This is a genomic window from Paracoccus versutus (genome assembly GCF_029909795.1).
Lineage (GTDB): Bacteria > Pseudomonadota > Alphaproteobacteria > Rhodobacterales > Rhodobacteraceae > Paracoccus > Paracoccus versutus.
Genome location: NZ_CP038196.1, coordinates 1616981 through 1631452 on the forward strand (window position 1 = coordinate 1616981; position 14472 = coordinate 1631452).

The following is a 14472-nucleotide window of genomic DNA, read 5'->3' on the forward strand; positions in this document are numbered from 1 at the left end:
GCGGGGGCTGTCTGCCCCCGCACCCCCGAGGATATTTGGACACGAAAGAAAGGGTCTTCGGATGAAGGACCATGCGCCGCGCACGCCCCTGCGGGCCATCAACTGGAACCGGCTGGAGGACGAGAAGGACCTGGAGGTCTGGAACCGGCTGACGGTGAACTTCTGGCTGCCCGAGAAGGTGCCGCTGTCGAACGACGTGCAGAGCTGGGCCACGCTGCGCCCCGAGGAGCGCGAGCTGACCATCCGCGTCTTTACCGGGCTGACGCTTCTGGACACGATCCAGAACACCCTGGGCGCGCCGGCGATGATGCCCGATGCGATCACCCCGCATGAGGAGGCGGTGCTGTCCAACATCGCCTTCATGGAGGCGGTGCATGCGCGCAGCTATTCCTCGATCTTCTCGACGCTGTGCCTGACGCCCGAGGTGGATGCGGCCTTTCGCTGGGCCGAGGAGAACCCGCACCTGCAGCAGAAGGCGCGGCTGGTGCTGGAGGAATACAAGGCCGGCTCGGACCCGCTGAAGCGCAAGATCGCCAGCGTGTTCCTGGAGAGCTTCCTGTTCTATTCCGGCTTCTACCTGCCGATGTACTGGTCGAGCCGCGCCAAGCTGACCAATACTGCCGACCTGATCCGGCTGATCATCCGCGACGAGGCGGTGCATGGCTATTACATCGGCTACAAGTACCAGCGCGGGCTGGAGCGGCTGGGCGAGGCCGAGCGCGCGGCGCTGAAGGATTTCGCCTTCTCGCTGATCTTCGATCTCTACGACGTCGAGGCGAAATACACCGCCGAGCTTTACGACGGCATCGGCCTGACCGAGGACGTGAAGGCTTTCCTGCATTACAATGCCAACAAGGCGCTGCAGAACCTGGGCTACGAGGCGCTGTTCCCGCCCCAGGCCTGCGAGGTCAACCCGGCGATCCTGGCCGCGCTGTCGCCCGACAGCGAGAACCACGATTTCTTCAGCGGCTCGGGGTCGAGCTATGTCATCGGCAAGGCGGTCGCGACCGAGGACGAGGACTGGGACTTCTAGGCACGCGGGTTGCGCGCCAGCCGCTGCGCGATGGCCGAGCAGACCAGCAGCTGCGTCATGTGATAGACCATCACCGGCAGCACGATCGCCCCCACCGCCGCGGCCGGGAAGATCGCCGTGGCGATGGGCAGCCCGCTGGCGAGGCTCTTGGTCGAGCCGCAGAAGAACAGCACCGCCCGGTCCTGGCGCGGCAGGCGGAACAGCCGCCCGGCACCGAGCATGGCGCCCATGACCAGCGCCAGCAGCAGCGCCGTGACCAGGAAGCACAGCACCAGCCCCGGCAGCGGGATCGCCGACCAGATGCCCGCCACGGTGCCGGCGCCGAAGGCGGAATAGACGATGAGCAGGATCGAGCCGCGGTCCACCGCCATGGTCAGCAGCCGGTGGCGCTGGACGAAGCCGCCGATCCAGCGCCGCAGCAATTGCCCGGCGACGAAGGGCAAGAGGATCTGCACGGCGATCTTCTGGATGGCGTCGAGGCTGGCGCCGCCGCCGTCGTGGTGCAGCAGATGCGTGACCAGCAGCGGCGTCAGCACCACCCCCACCAGGTTCGACAGCGAGGCCGCGCAGATCGCCGCCGGCACGTTGCCGCCCGCGATCGAGGTGAAGGCGATCGAGCTTTGCACCGTCGAGGGCAGCACGGCCAAAAACAGCAGCCCCAGCGTCAGCTCGGGGCCCAGGACGCCGCCGAACAGCGCGGCCAGCGCGATGCCCAGCACGGGAAACAGCGCATAGGTCGCGCCGAAGGTCAGGCCCTGGAGCCTGAGGTTCAAGAGCCCCGCCCGGACCGAAGCCGCATCGAGCTTGGCGCCGTAGAGGAAGAACAGCAGCGTCACCGCCCAGAAGGTCGCGCCGCGCAGGGCCTCGGCCGCCATGCCGCGGGCGGGCAGGAACACCCCCAGCAGCACCATGCCGACCAGCAGCAGCATGTAGGTGTCGATGCCGATCCGTTTCAATGCCTGCATGGTCTTCCCCGTCGCGCGCCAGCCCCCTGTCTGATATACATCGCCGCCGGGCACAAGCCGGGCCCGGCCGGGCGCCATGAGGCTTGCCCTGTTAGCGAAAAACGGTCACAGCAGGATCATGCCCGACCAAACCGTTCCGACCATGCGCCCCGCTTTTGCCCCCTGGCTGTCCCGCAGCAACGACGTGACCTCGGTCTTTCTGGCGGCGGGCCAGGTGCCCGGCCTGGTCAACCTTGCCGGCGGGCTGCCCGAGCCCTCGGTCTGGCCGGTCGCGGAACTGGCCGGACTGGCGGCCGAGGCGATCCGCAGCCACCCCGACGAGACGCTGGGCTATGGCCCGATCCCCGGCCTGCCGGCGCTGCGCGAGTTGATCGCCACGCGCTTCTCGACCGATACGCTGCGGCTTTCGCGCGAAAACGTGCTGATCACCACCGGCGGCATGCAGGCGCTGGAGCTGATGGGCAAGGTGCTGCTGCAGCCCGGCGGGCTGGTCGCGGCACAGAGCCCGGCCTATCTAGGCGCGCTCGACGCCTGGATGCCGCATGCGCCGCGCTATCGCCCGATGCGGATCGAGGGCAACGATTTCGACCCCCATGCCGCGCTGGCGGGGGCTCAATTCGCCTATACGGTGCCGAATTTCTCGAATCCCAGCGGCCGGCTGGTGGCCCTGCCCGAGCGGCAGGCGCTGGTCGCCGCCGCCCATGCCACCGGCACCTGGCTGATCGAGGACGACCCTTACGGCGCGCTTTACTACGAAGGCGAGCCCCTGCCGCGGCTGCTCGAACTGTCGGCGGGGGCGCGGCCCGGCCCCTATGACGGGCCGGTGGTCTACATGGGGTCGCTGTCCAAGGAGCTGGCGCCGGGGCTGCGCGTCGGCTGGGTGATCGCCGCGCCCGAGATGATCGCGGCGCTGGCCACCGCCAAGCAGGGCTCGGACATGTGTTCCAGCGGCTTGTCGCAGATGCTGGCGCTGCGCGCGCTGCAGGCGGGGATCACCGACCGCATCCGCCCCGAGGTGCTGGCGATCTATCGCGCCCGGCGCGACGCGCTTTGCGCCGCCATGCAGGCGCATCTGGCGGGCGACCTGGACTGGCAGGTGCCGGTGGGCGGCATGTTCGTCTGGGCCACGGCGCGCGATCCGCGGCTGAACACCGACCGGCTGCTGCATCATGCGATGGCCGAGGGGGTCTGCATCTCGCCCTCCAGCGTCTTCGACCCCGAGGGGCTGGACCGCCGTTCGCTGCGGCTGAACTTTACCCTGAACCCGCCCGAGCGGCTGGAAGAGGGCTGCCGCCGCCTGGCCCGCGCCATCCGCGCCGCGCTGGCCGAGACGGGCTGAACCGGGACGTCACACTGCCGCGTCTGACCGCCCGTCAGACCGGCCAGACCAGCAGGATCAGCGGCACGCCGGTCAGCACCACCAGCGCCGACAGCGGCGCCCCCAGCCGGGCGTAGTCGCCAAAGCGATAGCCGCCCGGCCCCATCACCAGCGTGTTGCACTGATGCCCGATGGGGGTCAGGAAATCGCAGCCTGCCCCCACCGCCACCGCCATCAGGAAGGCATCGGGCCGATAGCCGAGCTGGTCGGCAAAGGTCGCGGCGATGGGGGCCATGACCAGCACGGTCGCGGCATTGTTCAGGAAGGGCGTGACCGCCATGGCCGTGACCAGGATCAGCGTCACCGCGCCCCAGACCGGCAGGCCCGTCGCCGCCTGCGACAGCCACGCGCCCAGCAGGTCGGTCACGCCGGTCTTTTGCAGCGCCTCGCTGACCGGGATCAGCGCGCCCAGCATGATCAGGATCGGCCATTCGATGGCCTCATAGGCTGCCTCGGCGCTGATCGCGCCGGTCAGGATCATCAGCACGGCGGCGGCGAAGAAGGCGACGGCGACCGGCACCAGCCCCGCCGCCGTCGCCGCCATGGCGACCGCCAGGATCAGCACCGGCAGCAATTGCTTGCGCACCCCGCCCAGCCGGATATGGCGCTCGGCCAGGGGCAGCAGGCCCAGCACGCGCATCCGCTCGGGCAACAGCTCGATCGGCCCCTGCACCAGCAGCACGTCGCCCGCCGCCAGCACCGTCCGGCTGAGCCGCTGCGTCATGCGATGCCCGGCGCGCGAAATCGCGATCAGGTTCACGCCATGCTGGTCGAACAGCGCGATCCGCCCCACCGTCTGGCCGACCAGAAGCGAGGCCGGCGCGATCACCGCCTCGATCACGCCGATCTTGTCGGCCGGCAGCCCCTCTTCGGCCCCCGCATCCTGCCGGGTCAGCTCCATGCCCAGCTTGGTCACGGCGCGTTCCAGCGCATTCGGCTCGCCGCGCAACAGCAGGGTGTCGCCCATCTCGATCACGGTGTCGGGCAGCGTCACCGCGCGGCGCGCGCCGCCGCGGATCAGCCCGGTCACGGCCACCTCGCCATCGACGGCGCTGAGATACTCGCCCACCGTCATGCCGACGATGCCGGCGCCCTCGGGGACGGTGGCCTCGGTGTGATAGTCGCTGATGTTCACCGCCTCGCTCAGCGAGGCCGTCGCACGGCGGTCGCGCGGCAGCAGCCGATGGGCGAAAAGCAGGAAGACCAGCCCCACCAGCGACAGGCCGAGGCCGACCGGCGCATAGTCGAACATGGTGAAGGGCTGGCCCGTCATCTGCTCGCGCACCCGCGAGACGATGATGTTGGGCGAGGTGCCGACCAGCGTGATCAGCCCGCCCAGGAGCGAGCCGAAGGCCATCGGCATCAGATAGGCCGAGGGCGAATGCCCCGAGCGCCGCGCCATCTTCAGCGCCGCCGGCATCAGCATGGCCAGCGCGCCGATGTTCTTGACCAGCGCCGACAGGCCCGTGACCGAGCCGACCAGCACCAGAAGCTGCCAGCGCAGGGTCCGCAACCGCCCGAGCATCCGGCGCATCACCGCCTCGATCACGCCCGAGCGCGAGATGCCGGCGCTGACCACCAGCGCGCTGCCGACGATGATGACGATGTCGTCGCTGAAGCCGCGGAACGCCTCCTCCGGCTTGACCGTGCCGGCCAGCAGCGAGGCCAGCAGCGCGATCATCGCCACCACGTCGTAGCGCAGCCGCCCCCAGACGAACAGCGCCATCATCGCGCAAAGGATCAGCACGGCCAGGATCTGCGGCATGGCCATCGCTTGACCTTCCCTTCCGTCGGATACCTGACCCAATGCCGCGGCCCGGCGGGCGGTTCCGCGGCCGCGTTCCCGGACAGGTTGTCGCGGCGGCCGGGTGCCGGGTGCATTGCCGCTTGACAGCCGGCGCCCGGCTGCGGCAATGCGGGGCCGCTACGGTTCCGGCGGGCTTGCGCGCCGGATGAAAAGGGAACACCGGTGCGCCCGCCGGCCGCGATGCGGCCAGGGCAAGGCCGGGGCTGCCCCCGCAACTGTAAGCGGTGAGCGACGGTCGAACGTGCCACTGGGATCTCCTGGGAAGGCCGGCCTGAGCAGCGATCCGCGAGCCAGGAGACCTGCCGTGGCGATCACCCATTTCCGGCGCGGGGCGCGTCTGGAAAGCGGCCGTTCCGCAGAGGTGACGATCGTCGTCTTGCGGTCGGGCCTGCCAGCCTTTCCGCAGGGCATTTCTGCAAATCGCGGGCCGCGGGCCCGTGCTGGAAAGGCTTTGGAATGTTCAGAACTCCGGTTTCCCTGCTGGCCGCCACCGCCGCCCTGCTGCCGGCGGCCGCCACCGGCCAGGAAGGCTATCGCCTGGACGAGGTGGTGATCTCGGGCGGGCTGACCGCCGTGGCCGAGGGCGGCTATGCCCGCGCCCATACCGTGCTGACCGCCGCCGAGATCGAGGCCAGGGGCATCGCCACCGTGCAGGACGCGCTGCGCGCCGTGCCGGGGGTTTCGGTCTCGGCCACCGGCTCGACCTTCACCCAAGTCCGCATCCGCGGCGGCGAGGGCAACCACACGCTGATCCTGATCGACGGGATCGAGGCGACGGGCGGGGCCGACGAATACATCCTGTCCGGGCTGGAGACCGCCAATATCGAACGCATCGAGGTGCTGCGCGGGCCGCAATCGGTCTATTACGGCTCGAACGCCTCGGCGGGCGTCATCAATATCATCACCCGCAAGGGGGAACCGGGGCTGCATTACGGCGGCTCGGTCGAGCTGGGCAACGGCGCCGCCGCCTCGGCCCATGTCAGCCAGCGCGGCGCGCAGGGCGGGATCGCGCTGACCCTCTCGGCGCGGGACGACCACGGCTATGACCAGTCGGGCGACGGCGGCGAAAAGGACGGGACCAACCGCAAGACCATCGGGCTTTCGGGCGACTGGCAGATCGGCGAGGATCTGCGCCTGGGCACCACCCTGCGCCGCGCGAAGGAGAAATACGATTACGATTCCACCAGCTGGTCCGCGACCAGCGCGCAGGAATATGTGGTGGACGACCCGCACAAATACAGCGAACGCGACGAGTTCCAGGGCGGGATCTGGGCCGAATATTCCATGCTGGGCGGCCGGCTGACGCATCGGCTGGACTATCAGGACACGATCTACAAGCAAAGCTACGAGGGCGGCCCGGTCACGCGCGGCGAGACGCGCAAGCTGAAATACCGCGGCAGCTTCGGCATCGACGGCACGGTGGCCGAGGCGTCGCACCTGCTGAACGTGCTGGCCGAGCGGCAAAGGGACGAAAGCTCCTCGGCCCCGGAAAACCGGCGCGAGATGACCTCGGTCGCGCTGGAGTATCGCGGCTTTCTGGACAACGGGCTGGATGTCCAGGCCGGTGTCCGCCACGACGGCAACAAGGTGTTCGAGGACTTCACCAGCTGGAACCTGGGCCTGTCCTGGCACGTGCCGGACCGGCCCTTCCGCCTGCACGCCTCGGCCGGGACCGGGCTGGTCAACCCGTCCTATTTCGAGCTTTACGCCAATGCGGATTATGGCTCTTCGGTCTACCTGGGCAATCCGAACCTGAAGCCCGAAAGGAACCGCGGATTCGACCTGGGCGTCGAGGCGCAACTTCCCAATGGCATGGGCGTGGTCGACGTCACCTGGTTCAAGGAGGATCTGGAGGACGAGATCAAGGATTACGTGATGCGCGTCGAGAACGGCACGCAGTATATCAGCTATCGCAACCTGCCCGGCGAAAGCCCGCGCGAAGGGGTCGAGGTGACCGCCCGCATCAAGGCGACCGACACGCTGGATGTCGCGCTGAACTACACCTATCTGGACGCCAAGGAACCCAGCGGCGCGGTCGAGGTGCGCCGGCCTCGGCACGAACTGGGCCTGTCGGCGACGCTGGCCGTCCTGGAAGGGCGCGGCACCGTCACGGCCGACATCCGGCATGTCTCGGGCAATTGGGATACCCAATACTGGACCTATGATCCCGCTTCGCAAAGCTACGATGTCGGGGAAATACCCGCCCATACCGTGGTCAACCTGGCGGCGGGCTACGACCTGACCGAGAATCTCCGCGTGACCGGACGCGTGGTGAACCTGTTCGACAAGGAATATTCCGATGTCTGGGGCTATGCCTCGCAGGGCCGCACCCTTTACGCCGGCCTGACGGCGAAATGGTAAGGCGGCTCGGCCTTGTCGCCGGCCTTCTGGCCGGCCTGATCCTGCCCGGTCTTTTCCAACCCGCCGCGGCAGAGCCGCCGCGCCGGGTGCTGTCGATGAACCTCTGCACCGACCAGCTGGCGATGATGCTGGCGGCGCCGGGCCAGCTGGTCTCGGTTTCCTATCTGGCGCAGGATCCCAGCGCCTCGGCCATGGCGGTCGAGGCCGGCCGCCTGCCCGTCAACCATGGCCTGGCCGAGGAAATCTTCCTGATGCGGCCCGACCTGGTGCTGGCCGGGGCCTGGACCACGCCCGAGACCGTCCGGCTGCTGCGCCGCCTGAACATCCCGGTCGAGGTCTTTCCGATCGAAAGCGACCTGGCGGGCATCCGCGCCAATATCCGCCGCATGGGCGCGGTGCTGGGCCGCGAGGCCCAGGCCCGCGCCATGCTCGCGCGCTTCGACGCCGATCTGGCGCGGCTTTCGGATGCGCAGGGCCCGCGGCCGCGCGCCGCGCTCTATGCCGCGAACGGCTACAGCTCGGGCTCGGACAGCCTGGCGGGCGAGATCGTGGCGCTGGCCGGCTTCGACAATGTCGCCGACGAACTCGGCCTGCCCTCGGGCGGGGTGCTGCCGCTGGAAACGCTGCTGCTATCCGACCCCGACCTGCTGGTCGAGGGCCGCCGCTATGCCGGGCATGCCCGCGCGCAGGAGGTGCTGGACCACCCGGCGCTGCAGGCGCTGGCCCGCGGCAGGCCTGCCGAGCTCATGTCCGATCCCGACTGGGTCTGCGGCAATCCGCATATCCTGCGCGCCGTCTCGCAGCTGCGCGACGCGCGCCTTGCCTTGCAGGCCCGGCCATGACCGGGCCGCGCTACCCGCTGCTGATAGCCGCGCTGTCCGCGCTGGTCGTGGCCCTGTTCTTGGCCTCGCTGCTGACCGGCCCGGCGGGGATCGGGCCCGGCGAAAGCCTGGCCGCGCTGTTTCGCGGCGGCGACGACCTGCTGGCGCTGGTCATGCGCGAGCTGCGCCTGCCGCGCGCCATCCTGGGCCTGCTGGTGGGCGCGGCGCTGGGGATGGCGGGGGCGGTGCTGCAGGGCTTCCTGCGCAACCCGCTGGCCGAGCCGGGGCTGATCGGCACCAGCGCCTCGGCCGCGCTGGGGGCGGTGCTGGCGATCCAGACCGGGCTTTCCGCCGCCTTTCCCCTGGGCCTGCCGCTGGCGGCGCTGGCGGGGGCGGCGCTGTCGGTGCTGCTGGTACTGATGCTTGCCGGGCCGCGCGGCGGCACGCTGGCCCTGATCCTGGCCGGCATCGCCATCTCGGCGTTGGCGGGGGCGGCGACCTCGCTGGTGCTGAACCTGTCGCCCAACCCCTTTGCCATCAACGAGATCGTGTTCTGGATGATGGGCTCGCTGGCCGACCGCTCGATGCTGCATGTCTGGATCGCGGCGCCCTTCATGGGCTTGGGCTTCGTGCTGATCTGGCCCATGCGCCGCGCGCTGAATGCGCTGACGCTGGGCGAGGACGCGGCGGCATCCAGCGGCGTGCATCTGGGCCGGCTGCGGCTGATGCTGGTCGCGGGCATCGCCGCGCTGATCGGCGGCGCCACGGCGGTCGCCGGCACCGTGGGCTTCGTCGGGCTGGTGGTGCCGCATGTGCTGCGCCGCGCGGTCGGCGCCAGCCCGGCTCGGCTGGTCCCGGCGGCGGCGCTGGGGGGCGCGGCGGTGGTTCTGGCCGCCGACATCGCGGTGCGGCTGATCGCGCCGGGCCGCGACCTCAAGCTCGGGGTGCTGACGGCGCTGGTCGGCGCGCCCTTCTTCCTGCACCTGATCCTGAAAACCCGGCGCGAGGGGCTGTGACCATGCTCGAGCTTCGCGCCCTTTCGTTCCACCGCGGCGGCCAGGCGGTGCTGGACAGCATCGACCTCAGCATCGGCGCAGGCGAGTTCGTGGGCCTTCTGGGTCCGAACGGCGCCGGCAAGACCACGCTTCTGCGCGCGGCGCTGGGGCTTTTGCCGGCACGGGGGCACAGCTCGCTGGCGCGGCTTTCGGTGCGCGAACGCGCCCGCGCCGCCGCCTACATGCCGCAGGGCCGCGAGATCGCCTGGCCGATGCCGGTCGAGGCGCTGGTGGCGCTTGGCCGCATCGCCCATCCGCATTCCGTCGGCGCAACCGACCGCGCCGCCATCGAGCGCGCCATCGCCGCGCTGCACCTGGATCCCTTGCGCCACCGCCGCGCCACCGAACTGTCGGGGGGCGAACAGGCCCGCACCCTGATCGCCCGCGCCCTGGCCCAGGAAACCCCGCTTCTGATCGCGGACGAGCCCATCGCCGGGCTCGACCCGGCGGCGCAGATCGACGCGATGCGGCTGTTTCGCCGGCTGGCCGGACAGGGCCATGCGGTGCTGGCCTCGCTGCACGACCTGGGGCTGGCGGCGCGGCATTGCACGCGGCTGATCCTGCTGCACCAGGGCCGGATCGCCGCCGACGGCCCGCCTCAGGCGGTGCTGACCGCCGCGAACCTGGCCCGCGTCTTCGGCATCACCGCCCATCTGGCGCAGGGCCCCGGCGGCATCCTGTTCCAGCCGCTCGACACCATTGAGGGAGAAGACCGATGACCGACATGCTGACCGCCCGGCTTGCCGCGGCGCTGACCGATACCGGCGCCGGCTGGTCCATGGGCTCGTTCGGGGCCATTGCCGAGTTCCACCATGTCGCGGGCGATCCGCCGCCCCAGCCCCTGGGCGAATGCGGCATCGTCACCGCCCGCGGCGGGCTGCGGCTGGACGACCTGGCCGAGGTGATCCTGGTGGCGTGGGAGGCGCTGAGCCCACGGCCGCATCGCTGGCAGCAGGGCGTCTCGCTCTGCCTGCCCCAGGGGCGGCTGGGCACGGCGCGGCGCCAGGTGCTGACCGAGCTTGGCCCCGACGCGGGCGCGCTGCGCGACCAGGATCGCGGGGCGGTGCTGTTCGACCTGGGGCTGGACCAGCCGCAGGTCGATTTCTGCATCCGCAGCGACGATCCTGTGCTGGTCGCGCGGCTGCGGGCGGAATGCGGCCGCTCGGTCCTCGACCCCGAAAGCCGCGCCATGGCGGCGATCCTGCCCGCCCATCCGCATCGCGTGGCGCTGAGCCGCATCGGCCGGATCGAGGTCTACCAGAAGATCGGCGGGCCGGATACCGGCGGCGTCTCGCCCGTCGGGCCGCATACGCATATCCTGCCGCCGCTGCTGCGCGCCGGCCGCACCCATTCGGCGAATACGCCGATCCCGCCCGGCCTGGTGCCGGTCGCGGGGCTGCACCCGGCCAGCCCGGTCATGGACAGCCTGGGCCAGGACCGCGATTTCGACGCCGCCGCCTTCGCCGGGTTCCAGGCCATGCTGGCCGATTGGGGCGATGCCGAGCGCCATGCGCTGAAAGCGCGGGTCTGGGCGGCGCTGGCGGCGGGCGAGCCGCCCTCGGCCCTGGCCGAGCCAGCCGACCGCCATGCCCGCGCCGCGCTGCGCATCGCCCTGCGCCAGGCCGAGCGGCGGGACGGGCCCTCGGCCCTGCTGTCGCAATGGCGCGCGGCGTTCGACCGCGAGGCGGCTCCGGCGGATGAGGACGCGCCGGGTCATTGACCGCGGCGCGGGCCGATCAGCCGGCCACCTCCATCGTCGCCTTGACTGCGGTTTTCCACCTTGCGTATCGGGCCTCGCGCTCGGGCGCGGGCCTGGCGGGCGCGAAGCGGCGCTCCAGCGACCAGGCGCGGGCGAATTCCTCGGGCGGCGGGCACAGCCCCGCCTGCAACCCCGCCAGGTAGCCCGCCCCAAGCGCCGTCGTCTCGGTCACCGCCGGACGGTCCACCGGCGCCCCCAGGATGTCCGAGAGAAACTGCATCGTCCAGCCGCTCGACGCCATGCCGCCGTCCACCCGCAACACCCCGCCCGCATCCGGCCAGTCCGCCCGCATCGCCTCCAGAAGGTCGCGGGTCTGGAAACCCACGCTCTCCAGCGCCGCACGCGCCAGCTCCGCCGGGCCCGAATTCCGCGTCAGCCCGAAGACCGCCCCCCGGCACTCCGGCCGCCAATAGGGCGCCCCGAGCCCGGTGAAGGCCGGCACCAGCACCAGGTCCTGGCCGGGATCGGCCGCCTCGGCCAGCGCCTGCGTCTCGGACGCGTGCCGGATCAGCCCCAGGCCGTCGCGCAGCCATTGCACCACCGCCCCGGCGATGAAGATCGAGCCCTCCAGCGCATAGGTCGTCCGGCCCCCCAGCCGATAGGCGATGGTCGTCAGCAGGCGGTTGCTCGAGGCCACCCGGTCCGCGCCGGTGTTCAGCAGCGCAAAGCAGCCGGTGCCATAGGTCGATTTCATCATGCCGGGCGAAAAGCAGGCCTGGCCCACCGTCGCCGCCTGCTGGTCGCCGGCCACGCCCAGGATCGGGATCTCGCGCCCGAACAGGTCGGCCCGCGTGGCGCCGTAATCGGCGGCGCAGTCCCTGACCTCGGGCAGAAGCTGCATCGGGATGTCGAAAAGCGCGCAGATCTCCTCGTCCCAGCGGTTCTCGGCGATGTTGAAAAGCAGCGTGCGCGCGGCGTTGGTGGCGTCGGTGGCATGCACCCGGCCGCCGGTCAGGTTCCAGATCAGCCAGCTGTCGACGGTGCCGAAGGCCAGCTCGCCGCGCCGGGCGCGGGCGCGGGCGCCGTCGACATGGTCGAGCAGCCATTGCAGCTTGGAACCCGAGAAATACGGGTCGAGCAGCAGGCCGGTGCGGGCGGCGACCATCGGCTCGTGCCCCTCGGCCCTGAGCCGGGCGCAGAGGTCGGCGGTGCGGCGGTCCTGCCAGACGATGGCGCGGTGCAGCGGCTGGCCGGTCCTGCGGTCCCAGAGCAGCGTGGTCTCGCGCTGGTTGGTGATGCCGATGCCGGCGATGTCGCGGGCAGGGATCCCGGCCTTCTCGACCGCGGCCCGCGCCACGCCGGCCACGCTGACCCACAGGTCCGAGGGGTCGTGCTCGACCCAGCCCGAGGCCGGGTAGTGCTGCGGGAATTCGTGCTGCGCCGAGGCGAGCGGACGCAAACCAGCGTCGAAGACCATCGCCCGAGACGACGTCGTCCCCTGGTCGATCGAAAGAAGATGGGGCATCGGCGGCCTCCGGCCTGTCCTGGTCGCTGGCGGTTCGGCAGAAAGGGGGCGGGGCCCAAGGGCCCCGCCCCCGCAAGGCATCACTGCCAGGACTTGATCAGCTCGTCATAGGAGATCGTCTCGCCCTGCGGCTTTTCGTTCTCCAGCGGGCCGACGGGCGAGCCCTCGGCGGCCAGCCATTCCTGCGGATCCTTTTCCTCGTTCATCCTGGGCCCCAGGTCGCCCTGCACGCCGGCGCGCTCCAGCCGCTCCAGCACCCGCTCCTGCTCGGCGCAAAGCGCGTCCAGCGCCTCCTGCGGGGTCTTGGCGCCGGAAAGCGCGTCGCCGATGTTCTGCCACCACAGCTGCGCGAGCTTGGGATAATCCGGGATGTTGGTCCCGGTCGGCGACCATTGCACGCGGGCGGGCGAGCGATAGAACTCGACCAGGCCGCCCAGCTGCGGCGCGCGTTCGGTGAAGGACTGGTCCTGGATGGTCGATTCGCGGATGAAGGTCAGCCCGACATGGGATTTCTTCACGTCCACGGTCTTCGAGGTCACGAATTGCGCATAGAGCCAGGCGGCCTGCGCGCGGTCCACCGGCGTCGATTTCATCAGCGTCCAGGAGCCCACGTCCTGATAGCCGATCTTGGTGCCCTCGGACCAATAGGCGCCGTGCGGGCTGGGGGCCATGCGCCATTTCGGCGTGCCGTCCTCGTTCATCACCGGGGTGCCGGGCTTGACCATATCGGCGGTGAAGGCGGTATACCAGAACATCTGCTGGGCGATGTCGCCGCGCGCCGGGACCGGCCCCGCCTCGCCGAAGGTCATGCCCATGGCCTCGGGCGGGGTGTATTTCTGCAGCCAGTCGATGGCCTTGGTCACGGCATAGACCGCCGCGGCATCGTTGGTCGCGCCGCCCCGCGCCACGCAGGAACCGACGGGGCGGCTGTTCTCGTCGACGCGGATGCCCCATTCGTCCACCGGCAGCCCGTTCGGCTCGCCCTTGTCGCCCATGCCGGCCATGGACATCCAGGCATCGGTATAGCGCCAGCCCAGGCTGGGATCCTTCTTGCCATAGTCCATGTTGCCCCAGGCCTTCGCCGGGCCGCCCTCGACGTAGGACATGTCGCGGCCGGTGAAGAATTCGGCGATGTCCTCATAGGCCGACCAGTTCACCGGCACGCCCAGGTCGTAGCCGTATTTCGCCTTGAAATCCTCTTGCGTCTTCTGGTCGTTGAACCAGTCGTAGCGGAACCAGTAGAGGTTGGCGAATTGCTGGTCGGGCAGCTGATACAGCTCGCCGTCCGGGGCGGTGGTGAACTTCAGCCCGATGAAATCGTCGAGGTCCAGCGTCGGGCTGGTGAAGTCCTTGCCCTCCTCGGCCATCCACTTGGTCAGGCTGCGCGCCTGCTGATAGCGCCAATGCGTGCCGATCAGGTCGCTGTCGTTGACATAGGCGTCATAGATGTTCTCGCCGGTCTGCATCTGGGTCTGCAGCTTCTCGACCACGTCGCCCTCGCCGATCAGGTCGTGCGTGACCTTGATCCCGGTGATGGCGGTGAAGGCGGGCGCCAGCACCTTGGCCTCGTATTCATGCGTGGTGATGGTTTCCGAGACCACCTTGATCTCCATCCCCGCCAGCGGCTGCGCGGCGTCGATGAACCATTGCATCTCCTTTTCCTGGTCCTCGCGCGAGAGCGAGGACAGATCGCCGATCTCGGCGTCGAGGAATTTCTTCGCCGCCTCCATGTCCGCCCAGGCGGGCGCGCCCATGACCACAAGCGCAAGCGCCATGGCCGTGGTCCTTTGCATCGGTCTCATGTTTTCCTCCCTGATGAGACACCGTT

Annotated in this window: 11 protein-coding genes and 1 riboswitch; of the genes, 7 read left to right on the plus strand and 4 right to left on the minus strand. The window is 70.1% G+C overall.

What is annotated here, in order from left to right:
• The first annotated feature begins 61 nt into the window (after positions 1-61).
• Positions 62-1033 carry a class 1b ribonucleoside-diphosphate reductase subunit beta gene (nrdF, locus tag E3U25_RS08070; protein WP_036759269.1) on the plus strand — a complete coding sequence of 324 codons (972 nt, stop codon included), beginning with the start codon at positions 62-64 and terminating at the stop codon, positions 1031-1033.
• On the opposite strand, the gene E3U25_RS08075 is transcribed toward nrdF, so the two are convergent.
• Positions 1030-1998, minus strand: coding sequence for a bile acid:sodium symporter family protein (locus tag E3U25_RS08075; protein WP_116221667.1), 969 nt, complete (start codon positions 1996-1998; stop codon positions 1030-1032). The genes nrdF and E3U25_RS08075 overlap by 4 nt on opposite strands.
• Before the next feature lie 118 nt (positions 1999-2116).
• On the opposite strand from E3U25_RS08075, the gene E3U25_RS08080 reads away from it, so the two are divergent.
• Entirely contained in the window at positions 2117-3337 is a 1221-nt protein-coding gene (locus E3U25_RS08080; protein WP_116220695.1) for an aminotransferase-like domain-containing protein, read from the plus strand.
• 34 nt (positions 3338-3371) lie between these two features.
• Here the strand turns inward: E3U25_RS08080 and E3U25_RS08085 are convergent, their stop codons facing one another.
• A complete protein-coding gene (locus E3U25_RS08085; protein WP_116220694.1) occupies positions 3372-5147 on the minus strand; it encodes an SLC13 family permease in 1776 nt (591 codons plus the stop codon).
• 139 nt (positions 5148-5286) lie between these two features.
• A riboswitch (cobalamin riboswitch) is annotated at positions 5287-5504 on the plus strand.
• A gap of 135 nt (positions 5505-5639) precedes the next feature.
• On the opposite strand from E3U25_RS08085, the gene E3U25_RS08090 reads away from it, so the two are divergent.
• Genes E3U25_RS08090 through E3U25_RS08110 form a run of 5 tightly spaced genes read left to right on the plus strand, consistent with a single transcriptional unit; the run spans position 5640 to position 11140 of the window.
• A complete protein-coding gene (locus tag E3U25_RS08090; RefSeq protein ID WP_116220693.1) occupies positions 5640-7544 on the plus strand; it encodes a TonB-dependent receptor plug domain-containing protein in 1905 nt (634 codons plus the stop codon).
• Positions 7538-8386 carry an ABC transporter substrate-binding protein gene (locus tag E3U25_RS08095; protein WP_116220692.1) on the plus strand — a complete coding sequence of 283 codons (849 nt, stop codon included), beginning with the start codon at positions 7538-7540 and terminating at the stop codon, positions 8384-8386. Before E3U25_RS08090 ends, E3U25_RS08095 begins: the two co-directional genes overlap by 7 nt.
• Positions 8383-9381 (plus strand): FecCD family ABC transporter permease, encoded by a 999-nt coding sequence (locus tag E3U25_RS08100; protein ID WP_116220691.1) that lies wholly within the window; start codon positions 8383-8385, stop codon positions 9379-9381. Before E3U25_RS08095 ends, E3U25_RS08100 begins: the two co-directional genes overlap by 4 nt.
• On the plus strand, positions 9378-10139 hold the full coding sequence (locus E3U25_RS08105) for an ABC transporter ATP-binding protein (protein WP_166435385.1): 762 nt from the start codon (positions 9378-9380) through the stop codon (positions 10137-10139). Before E3U25_RS08100 ends, E3U25_RS08105 begins: the two co-directional genes overlap by 4 nt.
• A complete protein-coding gene (locus E3U25_RS08110; RefSeq protein ID WP_208861510.1) occupies positions 10136-11140 on the plus strand; it encodes a DUF6925 family protein in 1005 nt (334 codons plus the stop codon). The genes E3U25_RS08105 and E3U25_RS08110 overlap by 4 nt, the downstream gene beginning before the upstream one ends.
• A 16-nt stretch (positions 11141-11156) precedes the next feature.
• On the opposite strand, the gene glpK is transcribed toward E3U25_RS08110, so the two are convergent.
• Both glpK and E3U25_RS08120 read right to left on the minus strand, forming a co-directional pair.
• A complete protein-coding gene (gene glpK, locus E3U25_RS08115; RefSeq protein ID WP_116220689.1) occupies positions 11157-12644 on the minus strand; it encodes a glycerol kinase GlpK in 1488 nt (495 codons plus the stop codon).
• An 80-nt stretch (positions 12645-12724) separates the two neighbouring features.
• Positions 12725-14446, minus strand: a complete 1722-nt coding sequence (locus tag E3U25_RS08120) for an ABC transporter substrate-binding protein (RefSeq protein ID WP_114536599.1) — start codon at positions 14444-14446, stop codon at positions 12725-12727.
• Positions 14447-14472 lie beyond the last annotated feature (26 nt).

What these genes read in the sequence shown, in the direction of transcription:
- nrdF (WP_036759269.1), top strand. Translation starts at nt 62, where the DNA reads ATGAAGGACCATGCGCCGCGCACGCCCCTGCGGGCCATCAACTGGAAC.
- E3U25_RS08075 (WP_116221667.1), bottom strand. Translation starts at nt 1,998, where the DNA reads ATGCAGGCATTGAAACGGATCGGCATCGACACCTACATGCTGCTGCTG.
- E3U25_RS08080 (WP_116220695.1), top strand. Translation starts at nt 2,117, where the DNA reads ATGCCCGACCAAACCGTTCCGACCATGCGCCCCGCTTTTGCCCCCTGG.
- E3U25_RS08085 (WP_116220694.1), bottom strand. Translation starts at nt 5,147, where the DNA reads ATGGCCATGCCGCAGATCCTGGCCGTGCTGATCCTTTGCGCGATGATG.
- E3U25_RS08090 (WP_116220693.1), top strand. Translation starts at nt 5,640, where the DNA reads ATGTTCAGAACTCCGGTTTCCCTGCTGGCCGCCACCGCCGCCCTGCTG.
- E3U25_RS08095 (WP_116220692.1), top strand. Translation starts at nt 7,538, where the DNA reads ATGGTAAGGCGGCTCGGCCTTGTCGCCGGCCTTCTGGCCGGCCTGATC.
- E3U25_RS08100 (WP_116220691.1), top strand. Translation starts at nt 8,383, where the DNA reads ATGACCGGGCCGCGCTACCCGCTGCTGATAGCCGCGCTGTCCGCGCTG.
- E3U25_RS08110 (WP_208861510.1), top strand. Translation starts at nt 10,136, where the DNA reads ATGACCGACATGCTGACCGCCCGGCTTGCCGCGGCGCTGACCGATACC.
- glpK (WP_116220689.1), bottom strand. Translation starts at nt 12,644, where the DNA reads ATGCCCCATCTTCTTTCGATCGACCAGGGGACGACGTCGTCTCGGGCG.
- E3U25_RS08120 (WP_114536599.1), bottom strand. Translation starts at nt 14,446, where the DNA reads ATGAGACCGATGCAAAGGACCACGGCCATGGCGCTTGCGCTTGTGGTC.